This window comes from Mesorhizobium sp. M0923 (assembly GCF_040319365.1).
Classification (GTDB): domain Bacteria; phylum Pseudomonadota; class Alphaproteobacteria; order Rhizobiales; family Rhizobiaceae; genus Mesorhizobium.
Map to the genome: position 1 here is coordinate 122,984 of NZ_JAMYNW010000003.1, position 23,027 is coordinate 146,010.

Sequence of the window (23,027 nt, forward strand, 5' to 3'; positions counted from 1 at the left end):
GAACAGACCTTTCCCACCAATGACCCGATCCACAGTTTTCGCGCCTTTCGACATCGTCGAAGGCGACCGCAAGCGCGGCATGGTGCTTTTGGCCGATCACGCCCGCCGCGACCTGCCGGAGGAGTATGGCAGCCTCGGCCTGGCCGCGGCGGAGTTCGACCGCCACATCGCCTACGACATCGGCGTCGAGACTGTAACCCGCGAACTCGCAAGTCTGCTCGGCGTTCCGGCGGTGCTTGCCAATTTTTCGCGACTGCTGATCGACCCCAATCGCGGCGAGGACGATCCAACGCTGATTCGCCAGCTCTATGACGGCACCGTCATCCCGGGAAATTATCCCATGGCGCCGGAGGAACGCGAAAGACGGCTGGATCGCTTTTACCGCCCCTATCATGACGCCGTCGGCGCCATGATCGCCTCGGTGGCGCAAGCGTCGGCGCAGGCGCCCTTCATTTTTTCGGTGCATTCCTTCACACCGACCATGCAGGGCTTCATGCGGCCGTGGCATGTCGGCATATTATGGGATCTCGACGATCGCGTTGCGCGGCCGCTGATCGACATGCTCGCCGAGGACAAGAGCCTCGTCGTCGGCGACAACGAACCCTATGACGGCGCACTGCGCGGCGATACCATGTTCAGGCACGTTATCGTCAACGGCTTTGCCCATGCGCTTATCGAGATCCGCCAGGACCTGATCGCCGACCGGAAGGGTGCGCTCGCCTGGGCCGAACGGCTGGCGCCGATCGTTGACGCGATAGATCGACGTGCCGATATACATGCAGTGAAAATATTCGGCTCGCGCACCGGGCCGGCATGATGGAGGCCAAGGAGGCCAACAAGCCATGACCGAACTCAGCGACGTACAAAAGCGCGATTTCGAAGCCGCTGCCTTCCGCCGGCTGGTCGCGCATCTGCGCGAGCGTTCCGACGTGCAGAACATCGACCTGATGAACCTCGCCGGCTTCTGCCGCAACTGCCTGTCCAACTGGTACCGCGATGCGGCGCAAGCCGAGGGTGTCGAACTCAGCAAGGACCAGTCGCGCGAGATCATCTACGGCATGGCCTATGCCGAGTGGCAGGCACTGAACCAGATCGAGGCCTCCGATGCCAAGAAGGCCGAGTTCGAGGCAAGACGCCCCAGGGACCACTAGAGCAATTCCAGGAAAAGTGTGAACGGTTTTCCGTCCGGAATTGCGTCAAGACAAAAGGATGGAACGGTTCGGCGTTTCCGTGAAACGATGAACCGTTCCAGGGTCACAATCCATCGCACTGAACGACCTTCACGAATGGTTTTTGCCCCAAATGGGAGGACTGCCGTGCCTAAGATCGACGTCGCCGACGTACCCGGACGCAAGGGCTCATCCTATCCACCTCCGTTCGATGCACCCTGTGCCGAACGCGTGCGGCAGCGGCTGGGCAACGCCGGCGGGCTCACCGACTTCGGCATCAATCTCATGCGCCTGCCGCCGGGCAACTGGTCGAGCCAGCGCCACTGGCATTCGCACGAAGACGAGTTCGTCTACGTGCTCGAAGGCGAGCTGACGCTCGTCGAAGATGCCGGCGAGACGGTGCTGCGCGCGGGTGATTGCGCGGCCTTTCCGAAAGGCTCCGGCAACGGCCATCACATGATCAACAAATCGGGCGCAGTTGCGATCTATCTCGAAGTTGGTTCGCGTTGGCCCGCCGACGTAACCACCTGCTCCGACATCGACATGATGAGCACCAACGCCGACGGCCGGTTTGTGCACAAGGATGGCGCGCCTTATCCCGAGCCGTAGAGATTTTGGAGTGGACCACCGAGGTGGTTGGCCGACACGAGAGGACGTAGCGTCCACCGGCGCCTTGTGGCGCCGTCTGGTCCAAGCACTTTCGGCGAAGAGCGCTTGACTGTGAATTGAATCGATCTAATTTGCCGCGCAAAGCCATTTCCGGACCGGATTCTACCCGATGGACGCGCAGAAAATCACGCAAATCGCGATTCGTGGACGCTGGGCCGTGGCCGGCATCTTCCTCGCCAACGGCTTCCTGACCGGCAGCTGGGCGCCGCAGATCCCGGTGTTCCTGACCCGGCTGGACATCAGCAAATTCATGCTCGGCCTGCTGATCCTGTTGTTCGGCGCCGGCGCCGTCACCGCCATGACCTGGTGCGGCCATCTGATCTCGAAGCATGGCTCGCGCACCGTGCTGCGCTGGTTCGGACTTGCCGGCAGCTTCGGTCTTTTGATGGTGGCTCTGGCCCCCAATGTGCCCCTGGCGGCCATCGCCATGTTCATCTTCGGCGGTTCGATCGGCGGCATGGACGTCGCCATGAATGCCAATGCGGTGGCGGTGGAACGGCGGCTGTCCCGCGCCATCATGTCGTCCTCGCACGGTTTCTGGAGCCTTGGCGGTTTCGCAGGCGGCGCTTTGGGCGGTTTCGCCATCCAGAACTATGGTCATCTCGCGCATGCGACGATGGTGACGGCGCTTGCCTTTGCTGTCATCGCGGTAGCGATCCGCTACCTGATCGCCGAGGACAAGCATCCGGTCGCCGAGCATCACAAATTCGCCCTGCCGGCAAACCCGCTTGTCTATCTGGTCGGGCTGATGGCGCTGCTGACGATGATCTCCGAAGGCGCGGTGCTCGACTGGGCAGCGCTGTATCTCAGGCAGGAGCTCGGCGCCGATCTTGCTATCGCAGGCCTGGCCTATGCCGCCTTTTCCGGCGTCATGGCCGTCATGCGCTTTCTCGGCGACGGCGTCCGCAACCGTTTCGGTGCCGTTACGACGCTGCGCGCGTCGGCGCTTGCCGCTGCAGCCGGCATGCTGGTGGCCGGGCTGGCTCCCTCGCCGTGGCTGGCCATTGCCGCCTTTGCCTTTTGCGGCCTGGGTATTGCCAATATGGTGCCGATCATCTTTTCGGCCGGCGGCAACCAGGAGGGCATGGCGCCCGGCACCGGCATGAGCGTCGTCACCACAATGGGTTACTCAGGCATCCTGGTGGCGCCTTCGGCGATCGGCTTCATCGCCGAACACTCGAGCTTCGGCCCGATCTTCGTCGCTCTCTCTGGGCTACTGATCGTCGTGTTGGTGATGGCTGGCCTCGCTCACCGTGCCGAATTCGCTGCCGAGGCAGCACCGGCTGAATAGCGCTTCAACTCTTCGTAGAGGAAATCCGCCACGCGGCGGATGCGCACGCTGGTACGCACGTCGCGGTGCATGGCCAGCCACACCGGCAGCGTCGGCAGCGGGAGGTCCGGCAGCACGATTTCCACCAGTGCATCGCGCTCGGCCAGCGGCTGCTGGCCAAAGCCGATGCCGTTTCCCGCCCGCAGTGCCTCCCACAAAACTATGTGGTTGTCGGTCCTGAAGCGGAAGGCATTGCGGTTGAGCGGAACCCCGAATTGAGCGAAGCCGCGAATGATTTCATCGCTGCGATCGAAGCCGACCAGATCGTGCTCGGCAAGATCGCGGGCCTCGCGCGGACGGCCACGCCGGTCGAGATAGGATTTTGCCGCGCAGGCGCGGAGCGGAATGTCGGTCACCTTGCGCGCGACCAGTTCATTCTGCGCCGGCTTGACCATGCGGATGGCAATGTCGGCGTCGCGACGCAGCAGATTCTCGACCTGGTTCGAAGCGACGATCTCAACCTCGATGCCGGGTTCCTCGACGGCAAGCCGCGCCGTCATCTCGGGTAGCACATAGGCCGCCACCACCTCGCTGGCGGCAATGCGCACCGTGCCCTCGATCGCTTCGACCGATCCCAGGGCCAGCAGCGAAAATGCGCTCGCCTGCTCGCTCACCGCGCGGCCCCGTTCAAAAAGCGTGCTGCCCGCTTCCGTGAGCGCATAGCCGCGCCGCCCGCGCCGGAACAAGGTGACGCCGAGCGCCTGCTCCAGCTCGGCGATGTGGCGGCCGAGTGTCGGCTGGCTTGCGGCAAGCTTTCGCGCGGCGGCCGACAGGCTCCCGGTCTCCGCCACCGTGACGAAACTCTTGATCAGGTTCCAGTCTATATCCATTCAAAATTGAATATCAGACCGCCAGCTTTCGTCAATTTCCATTCGTTTGCGAGGAGATCATCTTGGGTCATACGCAAACATGGAGACAAACAATGACCAAGATCGCAATTCTCGGCGCCAATGGCCGGCTCGGCCGCACGGTGGCCAAGGCCTTCATTAATGCCGGCTACGATGTCCGTGCCGTCACCCGCAGCGGCAAGGTGCCGGCGGAACTCAAAAGCGCCACGGCGATCGCCGGCGACGCGCTCGACCGTGCTGCGCTGATCCGCGCGACCGAAGGCGTCGATATCATTTTCAACGGCCTCAACCCGCTCTACACCGACTGGAGCAAATGCCTGCCGATGGCCGAGAATGTGATGGCTGCCTGCCGGGCGAATGGCGCACTGCATCTCTTCCCGGGCACCGTCTACAATTACGGCTCGCCGATGCCGGCGGTGATCGCCGAGGACACGCCGTTTCGTCCGACGACGGAAAAGGGCCGCATCCGCGTTGCCATGGAAGACCTGTTTCGCCGCGAGGCCGACGCGGGTCGGGTGCGCACCATCCTGCTGCGCGCCGGTGACTTCTTCGGCGGCACCGGCAGCGGATCGTGGTTCGATCTGGTCGTTGCCGCCAAGATGACCAAGGGCGTCTATACCGCCCCAGGGCCGGTCGATCTCGTGCATGAATGGGCCTATCTGCCCGACCTGGCCAAGGCTTTCGTCGGACTGGCCGACAATCTCGACAAGCTCGGCTCCTACGAGGCGCTGAACTTTCCCGGCCATGCGGTGACCGATCTCGAGATCAAGGCGGCCGCTGAGAAGGCGCTCGGGCGCACGTTGAAACTGACGTCGATGCCGTGGTGGGTGCTGCGTGCCGGCAGCCCGTTTGTGGCGATGTGGCGCGAGATCGTTTCGATGTCCTATCTCCGCTTCGAGCCGCACCGGCTGGTTTCAGGCGGGCTTGAAGGCATTATCGGTGCGATCCCCCACACGCCGCTGGAAAATGCAGTGTCGGAAGCGCTTGAAGACATCGGTATCGCCACGGTGAAGGCAGCGCAGAAGCAATCTGAAAAAAGGCGGATGGCCTGACGGTCATCCGCCGCTTGTCGGGGACCAATGATTGCGGTCAGATCCGGCCCATCAACAGCAGCACCAGGACAACGATCAGGATGACGCCGACGATGCCGGATGGTCCGTAACCCCAGGACCGCGAATGCGGCCACGCCGGAACCGCGCCAATCAGGATAAGAATAAGGATAATGATGAGAATGGTGCTTATCGTCATCAGAAAATCCTCGCTTTGAGGTTGCAATGACGGAACAATGCAGAAGGCCGCCCATTGTTCCCGGGCGGCCTTTGCTTGATCAGGACGGCGATTCAGCCTCTATTCGGCGGCCTTCGGGAAGGCGATCGCCGGTTCGGCGCCCAGATCGGCCTCCAGGCCTTCCGACGAGATCTCGGCCTTGCCGCGCCCCAACAGGCGACTGAACCAGCCCCGACGCGCACCGGGTTTTACCTTGGCGCGGGTGAACACCATCAGCATTGACGGCGTCACCACCAGCGTCAGCACGGTGGCGAAGGACAGGCCGAAGACGATCGCCGACGACAGCGAAATCCACCATTGCGTCGACGGCGCGTTGATCGTCGTCTCGTGATGGAAGATTTCGAGGCCGAGGCCGAAAGCGATCGGCAGCACGCCGAGGATCGCCGACACCGCCGTCAGCACCACTGGGCGGGCACGTTCGCGGCAGGTCTGCAGAACGGCTTCGTATTTGTCCCAGCCCTCTTCGCGCAACCGGTCATAGGTGTCGATCAGCACGATGTTGTTGTTCACCACCACGCCGGCCAGCGCGATGACACCGATGCCCGACATGACGATGCCGAATGCCTCTCCCGTCAGCAGCAGCCCTAGGAACACGCCGATCGTCGCCATGACCACGCAGGACAGCACCAGCCAGACGCTGGTGAACTTGTTGAACTGCGCCAGAAGCACAATGAAGATCAGGAAGATCGCGGCACCGAAGGCTTTGCTGAGGAAGGCCCCGGCCTCCGCGCTGTCCTCATTGGAACCGGCAAGCTTCCAGCGAATGCCGCTGCCGAGGTTCATGTCGGCGACAGCTTTGGTGACCTCCTGCTGGACGGCAGCCACCTGGGCGCCGGCAGCGACGTTGGCCTGGACGACCACCGTTCGCGCGCCGTCGATGCGATTGAGGATACCGACCGTCGGCTCCGGCTTGCGCACGACGAAGTTCGAGATCGGCACCGAGCCTTGCGCGGTCTGAACCCTGAGTTCGTCGAGCGTCGACAGCGTGCGCCGATCCTCGGGCAGGCGCAGTCTGATGTCGACGGCATCGTCGGCGCCGGCGGGGCGGTACTCGCTGAGCTTCAGCCCGTTGGTCACCAGTTGGACCACCGTTCCGACCGCGGTCGGGCTGATGCCGTACTGCGCCGCCTTGGCGCGATCGACCTCGAGCGCCCAATCGACGCCGGGCGGCGCCAGGCCATCGGAAATATCGATGACGCCGGGCACCTTGGCAATGCGCGCGGCGACGGCGCGGGCCTTGTCGTCAAGACCCTTCGGATCGACGGCCGAAAGCCTGATCTGGATCGGCTTGCCGGTAGGCGGGCCGGCTTCCGGCACGCGAACCTCGACGTCGACACCGGGAATGCCGGCCATCACGCCGCGCAGTTCGTCGAGGATTGAGTTCGCCGATTTGCGCTCGCGCCAGTCGACGAATTCGTACTGGATCACGCCGACCACGTCTTCCGGAACGTCCTGGCCGCCGCCCTGCGTCTTGCCGACACGGGTATAGACAGACTTCACGCCCGGCCAGCCGAGCAGCCGATTTTCCGCCGTCTTGGTGGCCGCGTCCATTTCGGCAAGCGAAAGATTGCCGCGGGCGTGGACATAGAGCAGGCCGTAGTCAGGCTCGACATTCGGGAAGAATTCGACGCCGGCGCCGAATTTCGAATAGGCGTAGCCCACGCCAAACAACAGCGCGACGGTAAGGACAAGCACGGTGATGGGATAATGCACCGCCTGCTTGACCACGGCCATGTACCAGCCGTCGCGATTGTCGTCGGGGTGATGAGCCGGCGCCTTGGCAAATATGGCGCCCAGCGTCGGCGCGAAGACCAGCGCATAGAGCATCGAGGCCGAGAGCGTCACGATCAACGTGATCGGCATGTATTTCATGAAATCGCCGATGATGCCCGGCCAGAACAACAGCGGCGAGAAGGCGGCAATGCGCGTCATCGTCGCGGCGATGACCGGGCCGGCCATGCGCTTGGCCGCAAGCGCGAACGCCTGTTCCTTCGGCATGCCCTCGCTCATGCGTCGCTCGGCGAATTCGGTGACGATGATAGCGTCGTCGACCAGCATGCCGACCGCCAGGATGAGGCTGAACAGCACGATCATGTTGATCGTGTAGCCCATCATCGCCAGCAACAGGATGCCGATCAGGAAGGATGAGGGGATGGCCAATCCGATCAGTAGCGAGGCACGGCCAGACAGCGCGTAGAGAATGACGATGAACACCAGGATGACGGCGATCATCACGTGGTTCTGAAGGTCGCCGAGCAACTGGTTCACGAAGACGGACTTGTCTTGCGTGTAGGTGACGTGCATGCCCTCCGGCATCGTCTTGATGAAGGCGTCGGACACCTCCCTGACCTTGCCAATCGTATCGATCAGGTTGGAGCCGATGCGCTTCTTCACCTCGATGGCAATCGCCGGCTTGCCGTCCAGGCGGGTAACCGTCTCGGCGTCCTTGAAGGTCGAGCGGATGGTGGCGATATCCTTGGCCTGCACCACCGCGTTGGGGCCGGCGACGACCGGAAGCGCCGCCACATCTTCTGGTGTCTCGATAAGCGAGGGCACCTTGACTGCGTATTTGCCCTCGGATCCTTCGATGTTGCCGGCGGCGACAAGACTGTTGGAAGCGCCGACCGCACCGATCAACTGGTCGAGCTGCAGCCCGTAGGACGAAAGTTTCATCGGATCGATGACCACTTCGACGAGGTCGTCGCGCGCACCCTGCAATGAGCCCTCGAGCACGCCAGGCACTTCCTCGATGCGGTCGCGCAGCTCGCGCGCCGCCGCCGTCAGCACGCGCTCGGGCACCTCGCCCGACAGCGTCACGACCAGGACGGGGAACTCGGAGATGTTGACCTCGGAGACCACGGGCTCCTCAGCCGCTTGCGGCAGGTCGGCCTTGCCGTCCTGCACCTTGCTGCGCGTGTCCTGCAGCGCAGTGGCGAGATCCGTCTGTGGCTGGAATTCGACCAGCACATAACCGCCGCCCTGGAAGGCGGCCGAGCGCATCTCCTTGAGGCCCTTCAGGCTCTTCAGCTTGGCTTCCATCGGCCGCAGCAGGAGGCGTTCGGAGTCTTCCGGCGAGATGCCCTGATAGATCAGGCTGACATACATCATCGGAATCGGAACGTCGGGTTCCGCTTCCTTCGGCGTCGACTGGTAGGCGACCGCACCGGCAAGGATGAGAAAGACCAGGACCGCAATGGTCAGCCGGGCATTGCTGATTGCAAGTTTGACGATGTCCATGATTACTGCGTCCCGGTCGTCGCTTCGCCCAACAGCTTTTGAATGGTCGCCTGGTCGGCCTCGACCGGCTTGACCACTTCGCCTTCCTTCACCAGCTCCTGGCCAGCGACGATGATGCGGGCGTCGGCCGGAATGCCGCCGAGCACCAGGCCGGTCGGCGTGTCGTCGACCAGGTCGATCGGGAAGAACACGACCTTGTCATCCTTGTCGACGGCGCGGATGCCGAGGTCGCCCTTGTCGCCGAGCGTCACCACCGATCGCGGCAGCATCACGGCGTCGGTCGGCTGGGCGCTGAGCGCAATTTCTGCCGTCATGCCGGCCGGTACGGACCCATCGGCATTGGGGATAGCGACTTCAACCCGGAAGGTACGGGTTGCCGAAGATGCATCCCGGCTGATGTAGCGCACCGTACCCTTGACGGTCTGGCCACTGACCAGGCGCACATTGGCTTCGTCACCGATCTTCAGATAGCCGAGATCGCGTTCGCTGACTTCGCCGCGGGCGATCACCGGATCGAGCTTCAGAATGGTCGCCACCTCGCCGCCCTGCATGACGGAACTGCCAAGCTCCACCGGCACCCGGTCGATGACACCGTCGAAGGGCGCCTTCACCTCGTTGCGGTCGAGTTCGGCTTGCGCGGCGTCCAGTTGCGACTTGGCCAGCGTCAGGTTGGAACGGGCCGTATCGAGCTGCAGCGTCGGCAGATTGCCGGTTTTCATCAACCGCAGGGCCGCAGCCAGCTCGGCCTCACGTTGCACGACAAGCTGCTTGGCGTTGTCGACCGCCGAGATTTTTTCCTCGGCGGCAAGCATCAGGATCAGGTCGCCGGTCTTGACGTGCTGACCCTGCTTGACCGGCAGCTTGTCGATGACGCCGGCGACGCGTGTCGCCAGGACCGCGCGCTTGTCGGCTTCGGTCAGTCCGGAAATGCGGATAGCGCGCGCATAGATGCGCCGCGGCGGGGTTATGATCGCGACCGTCCGCAAGGCCGCTTTGGGCTGTTCTGCCTCGGCAGTCCCCGGCTTGGCAGCCCCCTGTTCGCCAGTTTGGGGCTTGCCTGAGTCGGCGGCCTTGGGCTGCTCGACCTCTCCTGCCTTGGGCTTGTTGTCGGCGGACGCGCTGCCGACGGACGAGAATTCGCCTGTCGCCATCCAGCCGGCGAACCCGATGAGCACAACAATGGCTGCAAGCTTGTGAAACCTGAATTTCGGCATCGTCATTTTTTCCAGTGCGCGGGGTTCGGCCAGGCCGCATCTTCTACTTGGGGCGCGTCGCCGATATGGGTGCGCGCGAGGCCGTATTCAAATTGCCGTGATCGGCGAAGCGCGCTTCTACCTTAAAGTTGCGTCGCAATATAGTCAGAAAAGTTGATGGATTGTTGCTTTGTCCGCAAAGATGCGGCTGCAGCATCGGCTGTTGATCGCCAAAACAGCGGTATGGCAGCAAGTGTCAGGATGATTGGACAGATTGCGATGTCATCTGCTTTGCGGGGGAGCCAGAACAATTCCAGGAAAAGTGTGAAACGGTTTTCCGTCCGGAATTGCGTCAAAAAAGATAGAGCGGTTCGGCGTTTCCGTGAAACGGTAAATCGTTCTAGGCCGGACGGCGGGCGGCCTCGGGCTGCTTGCGCGCCGCAAGAAACTCCTTGACCCGCCGGCCCGGCGCCGGCCCGCGCACCGGCTTCAAGCCGTCGTCGAGCTCGCCGGACAGATCGATCGTCGGCCGCTTGCCGACGGCGTCGTAATTTTCTTCCAGCCAATCACTGGCTGCGGTGCGGCCGAGGTCACGCAGATAGGCAAGGAACGCCCATTCGGCATTGACCTTGGACGATGCCGACAGATCCTTGAACGCTTCGTCGGCATCGATGCGGTGCATGCGGATGTCGCGATATTCGCCGTGCGGCAATCGGCCGGCGGCGATCAGTTCCTTGACGAAGGCGATCGAGCGGAATTCGCGCAACAGCCCGGCATTGAAGGTGATCTCGTCGATGCGGTTCTGGATCTCATTGGCGCTCTTCGGCGTCCCTTCGCGGACCACCGGATTGATCTGCACCAAAAGCACGTCCTCAGTGGCCGCCGTCTTGAAGAACGGGAACAGTGCCGGGTTGCCGCCATAGCCGCCATCCCAATAGGGCACGCCCTTGATCTCGACGGCGCGGAACAATTGCGGCAGGCAGGCCGACGCCATTACCGTGTCGAGGTCGATCTCGCCGTCCGAGAAGACACGCAACTGGCCGGTCTCGACATTGGTCGCGGAAATGAACAGTTCCATCGACTTGCAGGCGCGCACATTGTCGAAATCGATCTCACGTTCGACCACATCGCGCAGCGGATTGATGGCGAGCGGATTGGCGACATAGGGCGAAAATACCCGCGACATCGTATCGAACAGGAAATAGCCGGGCGTGTTCTCGATCGACCAATTGCCCCAGGCGACGTCCCACGGCATGCGCTGCACTGGGCTGAAGCGGCCCTTTGCCGCCACCGCACGCCAGAAATCATCAAGTTTCCGCCGTGCGCCCTCGACGCCGCCGCGAACGAAGCCGTCGGCCAGCGCGACGGCATTCATGGCGCCGGCGCTGGTGCCCGAAACCGCCGTTATATCGAGGCGCCCGTCCTCGAGCAGCCGATCGAGCACGCCCCAGGAAAACGCCCCGTGCGAACCCCCGCCTTGCAGCGCGATGTTGATCTTCTTTGGCTTCTCCGCCTTGCCGTTTTTCGGCATGGCGTGACCCTTGACCGCTGGACGGCTCACTGAGCGGTCCAGCCGCCATCGACAGAGATGTGCGTGCCGTTGATCTGCGCTGCCGCATCCGAGCACAGGAACACTGCCGCCGCCGCAACCTGCTCGACGGTGACGAACTCCTTGGTCGGCTGCTTTTCGAGCATGACCTCGCGGACCACAGTCTCGCGGTCCATCTTGTTGGCCTTCATCTGGTCGGCGATCTGCGCCTCGACCAGCGGCGTCAGCACATAGCCGGGACAAATGGCATTGCAGGTGATCTTGTCGCGCGCCAGTTCCAGGGCGACCGTCTTGGTCAGGCCCATAATGCCGTGCTTGGCCGAGACATAGGCCGACTTGAACGGCGAGGCCACCAGCCCATGGGCCGAGGCGACGTTGACGATCCGGCCGCCACCGGCCTGTTTCATCAACGGGATGGCGGCGGCGATGGTGTGGAAGGCCGATGACAGGTTGATGGCGATGATCGCATCCCACTTCTCGATCGGGAAGCTTTCCACCGGCGCGACATGCTGGATGCCGGCATTGTTGACCAGGATGTCGACCGAGCCGAATGTCTCGGCTGCCTTCATGACCAGAGCCCGGCACTCGGCCGGCTTCGACATGTCAGCCTTGACATAGGCGGTCTGGACCTTGTGGTGTTTCGCAATTGCGTCGGCGATGGCGTGGTCGTCGGCGGTGTCGGAAAAGGAATTGACGACGATGTTGCAGCCTTCGGCCGCGAGCGCGTGGGCAATGGCCAGGCCGATGCCCGAGGTGGAACCGGTGACGATGGCGGTTTTTCTGGCGGTCAAGGCGGCTTATTCCTTTCGAGGCGGGCTCCCGCGGAACCATGCTGCACTGCAGCATATAGGCTCTCTGCCACCCAAGAACAGCGGATGTGTGGAGCAATGACATGAAATTTTTGTCATGAGGACCTCTCTCACCTTGACGAGAGAGTGTCTGGCACCGGCTGTAGCGGGGCCGGTTTCCGCAAAGCATGCGGGGGAAAATCCTTAGGCGACGAGGTCCGGCACCGGCCCGATATAGCGCGACTGCGGCCGGATCAGCCGTCCGCTCGTCTGCTGCTCGCGGGCGTGGGCGATCCAGCCGGCGACGCGCCCGGCAGCAAAGACATTGGTGAACGCCTCTTTCGGAAAGCCCGCGGCCTCCAGCAGAAGTGCTGTGAAGAACTCGACATTGGTCTGGAGCGAGCGCGACGGCTTGGCGATGCGAAGCACTTCAAGCGCCGCTTGCTCCACGCTTTCGGCAAACGCCAGCCGGTGGCCGGCTTCGCCCTCGGCGCCGAGTTGCCGCACCACCGCTTTCAGCACGTCGGCACGCGGATCGCGCACACGGTAGATGCGATGCCCGAAGCCCATGATGCGGCGGCCGCGCGCGATCTCGTCGCGCAGCCAGATGGCGGCGTCGCCATGCGCCTCTATCGCATCCAGCATCTCGATCACCGGACCTGGCGCGCCGCCATGCAGCGGCCCCTTGAGCGCTCCGAGTCCGGCCAGCACCGCCGAAGTAAGCCCCGCCTGCGTCGAGGCGACCACGCGCGTGGCGAAGGTCGATGCGTTGAGGCCATGGTCGCAAACCGTCACAAGATAGGTATCGAGCGCTTTCGCCAACTTCGGCGAGGCCGCCATGCCGGTCAGCATCCGCAGCATGTCGGCGGCATGATCGGCCTTGCGATCAGGCGCAATTGGGCTTTCGCCGCGCTGCAAGCGCAGCAAGGCCGGCGTCAGCACGGCAGGTGCCGCAACCAGCCTGAGCGCGTCCGGCAATTTGTCGCCGTCCGGCAGTAGGGCAATGCCGGCGCGCATCGCGCTGTAGATATCGAGGGATGCGAGAAACGGCAGCAAGGGTTCGATCCGCTCGAACACTTCACTGCGCGCCCGGCCGATCGCTTTCGCCAGCTCCTTTTCGCCGGGAAGATCGTCGAAAGAGCCGTCGAACAGCAGCCGAACCACGTCGGCGTATTTCCAGCGGCCTGCCAGTTCCGGCAACGAATGGCCCCGGATGGTCAGGCGGCCGCCAAGACCGTCGACATCGGAGAGCACCGTTTCTGCCACCACCACATCATCGAGCCCATTCGCCATTGGTTTTCTCCTTGACCCTTTCCGGGTCGTAGATAAGGGTTGGCGGCTGGACCATCAATCTTGATCAACCGAATCAACGTGCCAGGTTTACATGACTGAGTGGCTGACGCGGGACGAAGCCCTGGAGCGCCTCAAGGTGCGCGCCCAGACGCTCTATGCCTATGTCAGCCGCGGACGCATCGGCATGCGGCCGGATCGGGCCGACCCACGCCGCAGCCAGTATCGCGCCGACGACATCGCGGCGCTGGCGAGCCGCCGGGCGCGCGGCCGAAATCCCCAGGCAATCGCCGAAAGTGCAATTGCCTGGGGTGAGCCGGCGATCGCCACCACGATCTCGACCGTTTTGCACGGCCGCCTCGTCTATCGTGGCCAGGATGCGGTTGCACTCTGCGAGACTGCCACGCTGGAGCAGACGGCAAACCTGCTTTGGGCATCTGACGCACCAGTGTCGTTCGTGTCGGCGAGCCGCCATGGCAACGGCGCAACTGGCCGGCCGGCTGCCTTCGCGGAATTGGCCGCGTTGGCGGCCAAGGGCCGGCCTTCGCTCGGCCGCAGGGCGGCTTCGCTCAACCACGATGCGGCCGGCGCCATCGCCGCTCTGGCCCAGGCGCTCGGCGCGGTTCGCGGAATCGGTGCCGTGCACGAACGACTGGCGCAGGGCTGGTCCCTCGATGCAGCCGGCGCAGACTTGATCCGCCGCTCGCTGGTGCTGTTGGCCGATCACGAACTGAACGCATCGACCTTCGCCGCGCGGGTCGCCGCGTCCACCGGTGCACCTGTTTCGGCCTGCCTGCTTGCTGGCCTCGCCACGCTCTCCGGTCCGCGCCATGGCGGCGCCGCGGAGGCGGTCATGATGCTGGCGGAGGATGCGCAGAGATTGGGGCCGGATGCGGCTGTCGGACGCTGGCTCGGTCACGACAGGCCACTGCCCGGATTTGGCCATCCGCTTTATCCCGACGGCGATCCGCGTGCGGAACCGTTGCTGGCCGCGATCGATGTCGATGATGGGCTGTTACGGCTTTGCGATGCGGCCTTTGCGGCAACGGGCATGCGCCCGAACGTCGATTTCGCCTTGGCCGCGCTGACGCGCAGCCTCCGTTTGCCGTCCGATGCGCCGTTTCGCTTGTTTGCGCTCGGCCGCAGCATCGGCTGGGCCGCGCATGCCGTGGAGCAGGTGACAAGCAGCGGCCTGATCAGACCACGCGCCCGCTACCAGGGACCGCTGCCGGAGTTCCATTAGCTGGCGACGCAATCGCGGGCCCTTTTTTTGGGTGCTGGCGGATTAAGCTTTAGATGGAATGGTCATCCGGCTCATGAAAAGTCGGAGAGCCCGCTGCGCGGCCAGGGCTGGCGGCTCGGACGGATGCCATTCCCGGAAATGACCATCGATCGCCATGCGTGCCAACCCATAAACGAGTGCACGCGCGGCAAGCACAAGATGATCAAAGTCGGTGCCGGGAGCAAGCCGACCCTGTTGTTGCGCTTGCGTCAGCAAGTCGATCATCGTCCGCCGAATAGCCTCATTCTGATCACGAAGGCTGTCCGACCCTTCAAAATCAATCAGGGTTCGGGAACTGATGATCTGGAAATGCGTGGGGTTGCTAATTGCCCATTCCAGATAGCCTTGTCCGATTGCTTCGAAGGCCTCAATGGGATCTGCGCTGTCGATTTTCGACCGCGCCTTGGCAACGGCCTTTGTCAGCCGATCCATGGCCTGTTCGGCGACCGCGGTGAGCAGCGCTGTTTTCGATCGAAAATGCCGGAATGGCGCGCCGGGCGAAACGCCGGCACGTTTTGCGGCCTCGCGTACGGACACATGCTCGGCTCCCCGCTCCTCGATGATCTCCACGGTTGCCGTGATCAAGGCCTCGACGAGATTGCCGTGATGGTATCGCTTGGCATCTCCGGCTTCGTCGGAATCAGTTGTCTTGGTCATCTCAGTCAAATAGCACGAGAGCGGAATGTAATCACTGATTATTTCCCTTGTGTTCGAGCGCTGCGTATGTAATCAATGTTTACATCGCAACGGAGGTTACCATGTTTCGCATCACCGCAACGACTGCCCTCGCTTTCTCCTTATTGTCGCTCGTATCTGCCGAGGCCGAGGATCGGCCCACCCTGGAAGTCGTCTGGCCGACGGCGGGTTCAGTTGTCGAACTGGGCAATTCTCCTGAGAAGGCGATAGGCGTTGTCGTCAGGAGCAACTTCAGGCTGCTCACTGCGGGTGAGTGCGGGGAAATCAAGCAATGCGGCCACGTGCATATGAAGATCGATCCCAACGGAGACACCTGCAACATCCCCGGCAAGCCGTACAACAGCATGAACAGCGACTTTGGCGGTGATCTTATCAAGGCCCGTTTCGGCCATTGCCCGGATGCCGCCGGCAGACACGTGATCGGCGTGCTTCTTGCCGATGATCATCACCGGCCCATTCTAGTAGACGGCAAACCTGTTACCGCTCTGGTGACGGTGACCACGAAATAGGGCATGCCACGAAATAGAGCGTGCCACAAAATAGAGCGTGGATGACATCTTCACCTTCGAGGCGAAGATGTTTTCTGACACAGGCCTGCTGAGGGAAATTTTGGGCCGGCGCTTCGCCGGCCGGCAGTCACGACATCGTGTCGAGCTTGCGCTGCATCGCGGCGATCTGCTCCTTCAGCTCCTGAAGGTCGTCCGGTTTTTCCGGTGTTTCTTTCCTGGCCTGTTCGGCCGGTGCTGCTGCCGGCGCAGACCCCGCAGGCGGGAACGGCGTGAACAGCCGCATGGCGTTCTGGAACATTTCCATGTTACGCCGAGTCTGCTCCTCCAGCACCTTGATCGGCGTCGCGATCTTCATCATGTCCATCGGCGACTTGCCGAGGGCATCTTTCATTTGCTCGCGAAAGCGTTCCTGCTCCTTCGAGAAGGCCAGCATCGACTGTTCGAGAAAGCTTGGCACGATCATCTGCATCTGGTCGCCGTAGTAGGCGATGAGCTGACGCAGGAACGGGATCGGCAGCATGTTCTGCCCGTCCTTGTTCTCCAGCTCGAAGATGATCTGGGTCAGCACCGGATGCGTGATGTCGTCGCCGGTCTTGGCGTCCTGGACAGTAAAGTCCTCGCCTTTTTTGACCATTTCTGCGAGATCCTCGAGCGTCACATAGGTGCTGGTGCCCGTATTGTAGAGACGGCGATTGGCATATTTCTTGATAACAATAGGTTCGTCTTTCGCGGCCATCTGCATCCTCCCCGGACACCGGCCAGCTTAAGTAAGCCGCCGGTAACGATTGCGCCTTGTTAAAGGATATGCGCAAAAGCGTCATGAATCCAAGCTGTTTGTGCAGTGCGGGAACATTTTATGCTGCGCAGCACGGATGGGCCGTCATCGCAGCGACGCGCGGCCTGCTTGCCGCGGAGGAACGCCATGCCCATTTCGGGTTTGACTCGGGTTGTGGAAAGGGCAAGAAAAGTCCCCGACGGCACCCGAAATCGCTCCCCGAAAGTCTGGAGAAGAACATGTCCGCTTCCAACGCCATCGTTGTCGCCAGTGCGGCGCGCACGCCTGTCGGCTCCTTCAACGGCGCCTTCGCCAACACGCCAGCTCATGAACTGGGTGCCGTCGCCGTCAGGGAAGCGCTTGCCCGCGCCGGCGTCGACGGCAAGGAGGTGGACGAGGTCATTCTCGGCCAGATCCTGACCGCGGCTCAAGGGCAGAACCCGGCGCGGCAGGCGGCCATGGCCGCCGGCGTGCCGCAGGAGGCGACCTCCTGGGGCCTGAACCAGCTCTGCGGCTCCGGCCTGCGCGCCATCGCGCTCGGCATGCAGCAGATCGCCCAGGGCGATGCAAAAATCATCGTTGCCGGCGGCCAGGAATCGATGTCGATGGCTCCGCATGCGCAGCATCTGCGCGGTGGCGTCAAGATGGGCGATTTCAAGCTGATCGACACCATGATCAAGGACGGCCTGACCGATGCCTTCTATGGTTATCATATGGGCAACACGGCGGAGAACGTCGCCCGCCAGTTCCAAATCACCCGCGACGACCAGGACCAGTTCGCACTGGCTTCCCAGAACAAGGCCGAGGCTGCGCAGAAAGGCGGAAAATTCAACGACGAGATCGTTGCCTTCACAGTCAAGGGCAGGAAGGGCGACACGATAGTCGACCAGGACGAGTACATCCGCCATGGCGCGACGATCGACGCCATGACCAAGCTCAAGCCCGCCTTCGACAAAGACGGCACGGTGACAGCAGCCAATGCTTCCGGCATCAATGACGGCGCCGCCGCCGTGGTGCTGATGACCGAAGCGGAAGCCGCAAGGCGCGGCATCACGCCGCTGGTGCGTATCGTTTCCTGGGCGACCGCCGGCGTTGACCCGCAGATCATGGGGACGGGACCGATCCCCTCCTCGCGCAAGGCGCTGGCCAAGGCCGGCTGGTCGGTCGGCGACCTCGATCTGGTCGAAGCCAACGAGGCCTTCGCCGCGCAGGCCTGCGCCGTCAACAAGGACATGGGCTGGGACCCGTCCATCGTCAACGTCAATGGCGGCGCCATCGCCATCGGCCATCCGGTCGGCGCCTCGGGCGCCCGCATCTTCAACACGCTGGTCTACGAAATGCGCCGCAGAAGTGCCAAGAAAGGTCTTGCCACGCTGTGCATCGGCGGCGGCATGGGCGTTGCCATGTGCGTGGAAGCATTGTGATGAGATAAGCGATACGAATAGGATACTGGCGCAAAGCGAGTAGGGAATAGAGGGCAAAACCTACCGCTTCAACGCTCAGTCATCTGCATTTCCCGGGAGGACACATGACAAAGGTTGCAATCGTCACAGGCGGGTCGCGCGGCATCGGCGCGGCGATATCGGTCGCCTTGAAAAGCGCCGGCTATTCGGTTGCCGCAAACTACGCCGGCAATGAGGAAGCGGCAGCAAAGTTCAAGGCAGCGACCGGCATCCCGGTCTACAAATGGTCGGTTGCCGACTACGAGGCCTGCGCTGCCGGCATCAAACAGGTAGAGGCCGATCTCGGTCCCGTATCGGTGCTGGTCAACAATGCAGGCATCACGCGCGACGCGATGTTCCACAAGATGACGCGCGAGCAATGGAAAGAGGTCCTCGACACCAACCTTTCCGGCGTCTTCAACATGACGCATCCGTTGTGGGGCGGCATGCGCGACCGCAAATTCGGCCGCGTCATCACCATCTCCTCGATCAATGGCCAGAAAGGGCAGGTCGGCCAGGTCAATTATTCGGCCTCGAAGGCCGGCGATATCGGCTTCACCAAGGCGTTGGCCCAGGAAGGCGCGCGCGCCGGCATCACCGTCAACGTCATCTGCCCCGGCTACATCGCCACCGAGATGGTCAAAGCGATGGACGAGAAGGTGCTCAACGAGCGTGTCCTTCCGCAGATCCCGGTCGGCCGTCTCGGCGAGCCGGAGGAGATCGCGCGCTGCGTCGTCTTCCTCGCTTCCGACGATGCCGGGTTCATCACCGGCTCGACCATATCAGCCAATGGCGGGCAGTACATCGCCTGACCGTTTATCTTTACGTTGAGATAGATACGCGCTTGGACGAACGGGCCTGCAAAACGGCCCGTTTCTATAGCGGTCTTCCCGTTGCAAGATCTCGATTCAGCACGCTGCCCCAATCCGGCACGCAAAGGTTAACGGCCGCTGCGCAGCCTGTGCAAAAACTGCCCGGCAGCCTGTGGATTCTCGGTGGAAAAGCTGTTCACAACACAACATGTTGCGGTGAACAAACCAAGAAACTTTGCCTATCGCTGATTCGTCGCCGATTCGTTCCGGCTTTGAGCGGAACGTTAACGGCGAGAGCCGAAAACACCCTCGAAATGATTAAAGCGCATTAGGAAACATCAATAATTTCATAATGTTGGGCGAAGCAGATTGGCCGGCCACGATCATTCACCGGCAAAGGTTAACGGTGGTGCTCGTTTGAATGCCGCCTGCATGAATCGGGCCAGTTTCTGTGATTCAGCATGTGGTGAGACTCGCCGGCAGAAATCCCAGATGTAGCCGTGAACAAAACCTGAATCAGCGCGAGTCAGTGATTCGTCGCTGATTCGTTCCAGACTCGTTCCAACTGTTAATCGGGAACAGATTTCTGGCTTCGAACCGACCAATCAGCCTGCCCTCGGCACATTCCGCTTTCGCTTCGCGCCCGAAATCCCTATGTGTCGCCTGTCATACGCGGCCAATATCGGCGCGCTCCCGACAATGCGAGGCAGAGAGCCTTATTTCCAGGCCGATGAACATCCATCCGAAACACACTGAACCGCTGATCCTGTCGGGTCGAGACGTGACGGCCGTGCTCGGCCCGACCAATACCGGCAAGACCCATCTCGCCATCGAACGCATGGTGGCGCATGAGAGCGGCGTCATCGGCCTACCGCTCAGGCTGCTTGCCCGCGAGGTCTATACGCGCGTCTGCGAGAAGGTCGGCGCCCATAAGGTTGCGCTCATCACCGGCGAGGAAAAGATCCAGCCGGCGGGCGCGAAATACTCGGTCTGCACGGTGGAAGCGATGCCGCGCGAGACCGACGCCGCCTTCGTTGCCATCGACGAGGTCCAGCTCGCTGGCGATCTCGAACGCGGCCACATCTTCACCGATCGCATCCTGCATCTGCGCGGCCGCCAGGAGACGCTGCTGCTGGGTGCGGCCACCATGCACGGCATTCTGCAGCGCCTGCTGCGGGGCGTGTCGGTGGTGACCCGGCCACGGCTGTCGCATCTTGCCTATGCCGGCTCGAAGAAGCCGACCCGCCTGCCGCGGCGCACCGCGATCGTCGCCTTCTCGGCCGACGAGGTCTATGCCATCGCCGAGCTGATCCGCCGCCAGCAGGGCGGTGCCGCCGTCGTGCTCGGCGCGCTCAGCCCGCGCACCCGCAACGCCCAGGTGGCGCTGTTCCAGTCGGGCGATGTCGACTACCTCGTCGCCACCGACGCCATCGGCATGGGCCTCAACCTCGACCTCGACCACGTCGCTTTCGCCCAGAATCGCAAATTCGACGGCTACCAGTACCGCAACCTGACCGCGGCCGAGCTCGGCCAGATTGCCGGCCGTGCCGGCCGGCATCTGCGCGACGGCACCTTCGGCGTCACCGGCCAGGTCGATCCGCTGGATGAGGAATTGGTCAAGAAGATCGAGGCGCATGATTTCGATCCGGTGAAAGTGCTGCAGTGGCGTACCGCGCATTTCGATTTCGCCAACCTCGATGCGCTGAAGCGCTCGATCGAGACCAACGCCCCGGTCGAAGGCCTGACGCGCGCACTGCCGGCCGTGGACGCGCAGGCGCTCGAGCATCTGTCGCGCGACGAGGACATCCGGGCACTCACCACCGACGCCAGGCGGGTGGCGCTGCTGTGGGAAGCCTGCGCGCTGCCCGACTACAGGAAGATCGCGCCGGCCCAGCACGCCGACTTGATCGCCTCCATCTACATGGACCTTGCCAGGCACGGCCATGTCGACGAGAACTACATGGCCGAGCAGGTGCGCCGCGCCGACACCACTGAAGGCGATATCGACACGCTATCGCACAGGATTGCCCAGATCCGCACATGGACCTTCGTTTCCAACCGGCCCGGCTGGCTGGCCGATCGGGCACACTGGCAGGAAAAGACGCGCGAAATCGAAGACAGATTGTCGGATGCGCTGCATGAGCGGTTGACGAAACGTTTTGTAGACCGCAGGACTTCCGTCCTCATGCGGCGCCTTAGAGAAAACACGATGCCTGAAGCCGAAATCAGCCCAACCGGAACCGTCCTCGTCGAAGGCCATCACGTCGGCGAGTTGCAGGGTTTCCGCTTCACCGCCGACCAGAGCGCCGGCGGCGAGGACGCCAAGGCGGTGCGGGCGGCGGCGCAGAAGGCGCTTGCCGCCGAGTTCGAGGCGCGGGCCGAACGCTTCGGCGCCTCGGCCAATGGCGACATCGCGCTGGGTTCGGATGGCACGCTGCGCTGGATCGGCGCGCCGATCGGCACGCTGGTCGCTGGCGAAGACGCTTTGAAGCCGCGTCTCGTTCTGCTCGCCGACGAGCAACTCACCGGCCCGGCCCGCGACAAGGTTGCGGCGCGCGCCGAGCGCTTCGTCAATTTCCAGATCGAATCCCTGCTGAAGCCGCTGGTCGATCTCAAGAATGCCGAGCAGATCACCGGCATCGGCCGCGGCATCGCTTTCCAGCTCGTCGAGCATTTCGGCCTCATCAACCGTCGCGACATCGCCGACGAGATGAAGTCGCTCGACCAGGAGGGCCGCGCGGCGCTTCGCCGTCTCGGCGTGCGCTTCGGCGCCTACCATGTCTTCGTGCCGGCGCTGATCAAGCCGGCGCCGGCCGGGTTGATAACGCTGCTGTGGGCGCTGAGAAACGACGGCAAGGACAAGCCCGGCTTCGGCGATGTCGTTCACGCACTGGCCTCCGGCCGCACCTCGGTGGTCATCGATCCAACCTTCGACAAGACTTTCTACAAGCTGGCGGGCTACCGCAATCTTGGCCGGCGTGCTGTACGCGTCGATATTCTCGAACGGCTGGCCGACCTGATCCGGCCGGCGACCAACTGGAAGCCGGGCCTCGGACCTCGCCCCGACGGCGCCTATGACGGTCAGTCCTTCATGGTGACGCCGCCGATGATGTCGATCCTCGGCGCCACCGCCGACGACATGGAAGAAATCCTGAAGGGGCTCGGCTATCGCGCCGATGCCAAGCCGGCGGCCGAGGTCAAGGCGCGGCTCGAAGCACAGGACAATGCCGCGCGTGAAGCGGCCGCTGCAAAGCAGGCGGCGGAAGAGGCAACGCGAGCCGAGCAGGCGAGGATGGCGGAAGCAGCTGCCGCGGCAGAGCCGCCGGCGGAGGTTTCGGCGGAGGCTTCGGAGCCTGTGTCGGATGCGGCTCCTGTTGCGGAGGCGGCCGAAGCCGTGACCGAAGCGGCGGCAGAGCCTGTCGCGGAAGACCAGCCGGAAGCTCCAGCCCCTGAAGCTGCGGCAGAAGTCACGCAAGAGACCCAGCCCGCCGCCGAAGCGGCTGCAGAACCAGCGGCTGAGCCAAGGACGGAACTTGGGGCGGAAACTGAGGCTACGGCACCGGCAGAGCCGCCGGTTTCCGACACTATGGAAGCATCGCCGGCCGAACCTGCAGCAACGGCGGAAGCCGTCGCCGGCGAAGCTGCCCCAGAAGCCGAGGAGCCAAAACCTGTGCTGTTGTGGCGGCAGGGTCGTTTCGACCAGCGCCCGCGTCATCGCCAGCATGACAACCGCCCCCGGGACAATCATCGGGACAGTCGCCCGCGCAATGGTCAAGCTGCGCCGGACGGCCGCAGCGATGCGCCGGTAGATGCCGGCGGGCAACCGACGCCGGGCGACCGGCCCGCCCGTCAAGGGCGCCACGATCAGCGCGACGGCGCCGGCAAGCCACGCTTCGACCGCAGCAAGTTCAAGCCCAAGCCGCAAGGCGAGGCGGCAGAGCAGCGCGCCGGCAAGCCGCAAGGCGAACGCCTCGACCGGCGCGAAAACCGGCCCGACTGGAAGGCTGGACGGCAGGACGGCAAAGGCGGCGCCCAAGGCGCAAAGCCCGCCTTCCAGCCAAAGCCGCGTGAGGAACGCCCGGTCCGCTTCGATCCGGACTCGCCCTTCGCCAAGCTCGCCGCGTTGCGCGACCAGCTGAAGAAGTAAGCTG

The 23,027-nt window shown here is 63.1% G+C and carries 20 protein-coding genes; 11 read left to right on the plus strand and 9 right to left on the minus strand.

The window, feature by feature from the left end:
- Positions 1–19 precede the first annotated feature (19 nt).
- The 4 genes from NKH89_RS06650 (at position 20) to NKH89_RS06665 (ending at position 3,129) form a co-directional block, all read left to right on the plus strand.
- Complete coding sequence (locus NKH89_RS06650; protein WP_352908520.1) at positions 20–817, plus strand: N-formylglutamate amidohydrolase; 798 nt, start codon at positions 20–22, stop codon at positions 815–817.
- Positions 818–842: 25 nt separating this feature from the next.
- The gene (locus tag NKH89_RS06655) at positions 843–1,151 is read left to right on the plus strand and encodes a DUF1244 domain-containing protein (protein ID WP_023721000.1); all 309 of its coding nucleotides are present in this window, start codon (positions 843–845) and stop codon (positions 1,149–1,151) included.
- Positions 1,152–1,316: 165 nt separating this feature from the next.
- Positions 1,317–1,778, plus strand: a complete 462-nt coding sequence (locus NKH89_RS06660) for a cupin domain-containing protein (protein ID WP_352480892.1) — start codon at positions 1,317–1,319, stop codon at positions 1,776–1,778.
- Positions 1,779–1,947: 169 nt separating this feature from the next.
- Positions 1,948–3,129 carry an MFS transporter gene (locus tag NKH89_RS06665; protein ID WP_352908521.1) on the plus strand — a complete coding sequence of 394 codons (1,182 nt, stop codon included), beginning with the start codon at positions 1,948–1,950 and terminating at the stop codon, positions 3,127–3,129.
- On the opposite strand, the gene NKH89_RS06670 is transcribed toward NKH89_RS06665, so the two are convergent.
- A complete protein-coding gene (locus tag NKH89_RS06670; RefSeq protein ID WP_352908522.1) occupies positions 3,087–3,998 on the minus strand; it encodes a LysR family transcriptional regulator in 912 nt (303 codons plus the stop codon). The genes NKH89_RS06665 and NKH89_RS06670 overlap by 43 nt on opposite strands.
- A gap of 92 nt (positions 3,999–4,090) precedes the next feature.
- On the opposite strand from NKH89_RS06670, the gene NKH89_RS06675 reads away from it, so the two are divergent.
- On the plus strand, positions 4,091–5,068 hold the full coding sequence (locus NKH89_RS06675) for an SDR family oxidoreductase (protein ID WP_352908523.1): 978 nt from the start codon (positions 4,091–4,093) through the stop codon (positions 5,066–5,068).
- 37 nt (positions 5,069–5,105) lie between these two features.
- On the opposite strand, the gene NKH89_RS06680 is transcribed toward NKH89_RS06675, so the two are convergent.
- The 6 genes from NKH89_RS06680 to NKH89_RS06705 all read right to left on the minus strand — a co-directional run bounded on the left by NKH89_RS06680 (position 5,106) and on the right by NKH89_RS06705 (position 13,363).
- The gene (locus tag NKH89_RS06680) at positions 5,106–5,264 is read right to left on the minus strand and encodes a DUF3309 family protein (protein WP_023678456.1); all 159 of its coding nucleotides are present in this window, start codon (positions 5,262–5,264) and stop codon (positions 5,106–5,108) included.
- Between the two features lie 99 nt (positions 5,265–5,363).
- Complete coding sequence (locus NKH89_RS06685; RefSeq protein WP_352847144.1) at positions 5,364–8,540, minus strand: efflux RND transporter permease subunit; 3,177 nt, start codon at positions 8,538–8,540, stop codon at positions 5,364–5,366.
- A gap of 2 nt (positions 8,541–8,542) precedes the next feature.
- Positions 8,543–9,754: an efflux RND transporter periplasmic adaptor subunit gene (locus NKH89_RS06690; RefSeq protein ID WP_023721006.1), complete on the minus strand. Its 1,212-nt coding sequence runs from the start codon at positions 9,752–9,754 to the stop codon at positions 8,543–8,545.
- A gap of 379 nt (positions 9,755–10,133) precedes the next feature.
- Entirely contained in the window at positions 10,134–11,264 is a 1,131-nt protein-coding gene (locus NKH89_RS06695; protein WP_352908571.1) for a patatin-like phospholipase family protein, read from the minus strand.
- 26 nt (positions 11,265–11,290) lie between these two features.
- Positions 11,291–12,073, minus strand: coding sequence for a 3-hydroxybutyrate dehydrogenase (locus NKH89_RS06700; RefSeq protein WP_352908524.1), 783 nt, complete (start codon positions 12,071–12,073; stop codon positions 11,291–11,293).
- A gap of 201 nt (positions 12,074–12,274) precedes the next feature.
- Positions 12,275–13,363 (minus strand): citrate synthase/methylcitrate synthase, encoded by a 1,089-nt coding sequence (locus tag NKH89_RS06705; RefSeq protein WP_352480894.1) that lies wholly within the window; start codon positions 13,361–13,363, stop codon positions 12,275–12,277.
- Between the two features lie 91 nt (positions 13,364–13,454).
- Between NKH89_RS06705 and NKH89_RS06710 the strand changes: the two genes are divergently transcribed.
- Positions 13,455–14,603, plus strand: a complete 1,149-nt coding sequence (locus tag NKH89_RS06710; protein ID WP_023721010.1) for a citrate synthase — start codon at positions 13,455–13,457, stop codon at positions 14,601–14,603.
- A 42-nt stretch (positions 14,604–14,645) separates the two neighbouring features.
- On the opposite strand, the gene NKH89_RS06715 is transcribed toward NKH89_RS06710, so the two are convergent.
- A complete protein-coding gene (locus NKH89_RS06715) occupies positions 14,646–15,299 on the minus strand; it encodes a TetR/AcrR family transcriptional regulator (RefSeq protein ID WP_352494173.1) in 654 nt (217 codons plus the stop codon).
- A 101-nt stretch (positions 15,300–15,400) separates the two neighbouring features.
- On the opposite strand from NKH89_RS06715, the gene NKH89_RS06720 reads away from it, so the two are divergent.
- Entirely contained in the window at positions 15,401–15,847 is a 447-nt protein-coding gene (locus NKH89_RS06720) for a hypothetical protein (RefSeq protein ID WP_023721012.1), read from the plus strand.
- 127 nt (positions 15,848–15,974) lie between these two features.
- Here NKH89_RS06720 and phaR read toward each other — a convergent pair whose 3' ends face one another.
- Entirely contained in the window at positions 15,975–16,583 is a 609-nt protein-coding gene (gene phaR, locus NKH89_RS06725) for a polyhydroxyalkanoate synthesis repressor PhaR (protein WP_023721013.1), read from the minus strand.
- A gap of 278 nt (positions 16,584–16,861) precedes the next feature.
- Here phaR and NKH89_RS06730 point away from each other — a divergent pair, with 278 nt between their 5' ends.
- The 4 genes from NKH89_RS06730 to NKH89_RS06745 all read left to right on the plus strand — a co-directional run bounded on the left by NKH89_RS06730 (position 16,862) and on the right by NKH89_RS06745 (position 23,023).
- Positions 16,862–18,046 (plus strand): acetyl-CoA C-acetyltransferase, encoded by a 1,185-nt coding sequence (locus tag NKH89_RS06730; RefSeq protein ID WP_352480897.1) that lies wholly within the window; start codon positions 16,862–16,864, stop codon positions 18,044–18,046.
- A gap of 104 nt (positions 18,047–18,150) precedes the next feature.
- The gene (gene phbB, locus NKH89_RS06735) at positions 18,151–18,876 is read left to right on the plus strand and encodes an acetoacetyl-CoA reductase (RefSeq protein ID WP_023721015.1); all 726 of its coding nucleotides are present in this window, start codon (positions 18,151–18,153) and stop codon (positions 18,874–18,876) included.
- 32 nt (positions 18,877–18,908) lie between these two features.
- Positions 18,909–19,208 carry a hypothetical protein gene (locus tag NKH89_RS06740; protein WP_352480898.1) on the plus strand — a complete coding sequence of 100 codons (300 nt, stop codon included), beginning with the start codon at positions 18,909–18,911 and terminating at the stop codon, positions 19,206–19,208.
- 398 nt (positions 19,209–19,606) lie between these two features.
- Positions 19,607–23,023 (plus strand): helicase-related protein, encoded by a 3,417-nt coding sequence (locus tag NKH89_RS06745; RefSeq protein WP_352908525.1) that lies wholly within the window; start codon positions 19,607–19,609, stop codon positions 23,021–23,023.
- The last annotated feature ends 4 nt before the right edge of the window (positions 23,024–23,027 follow it).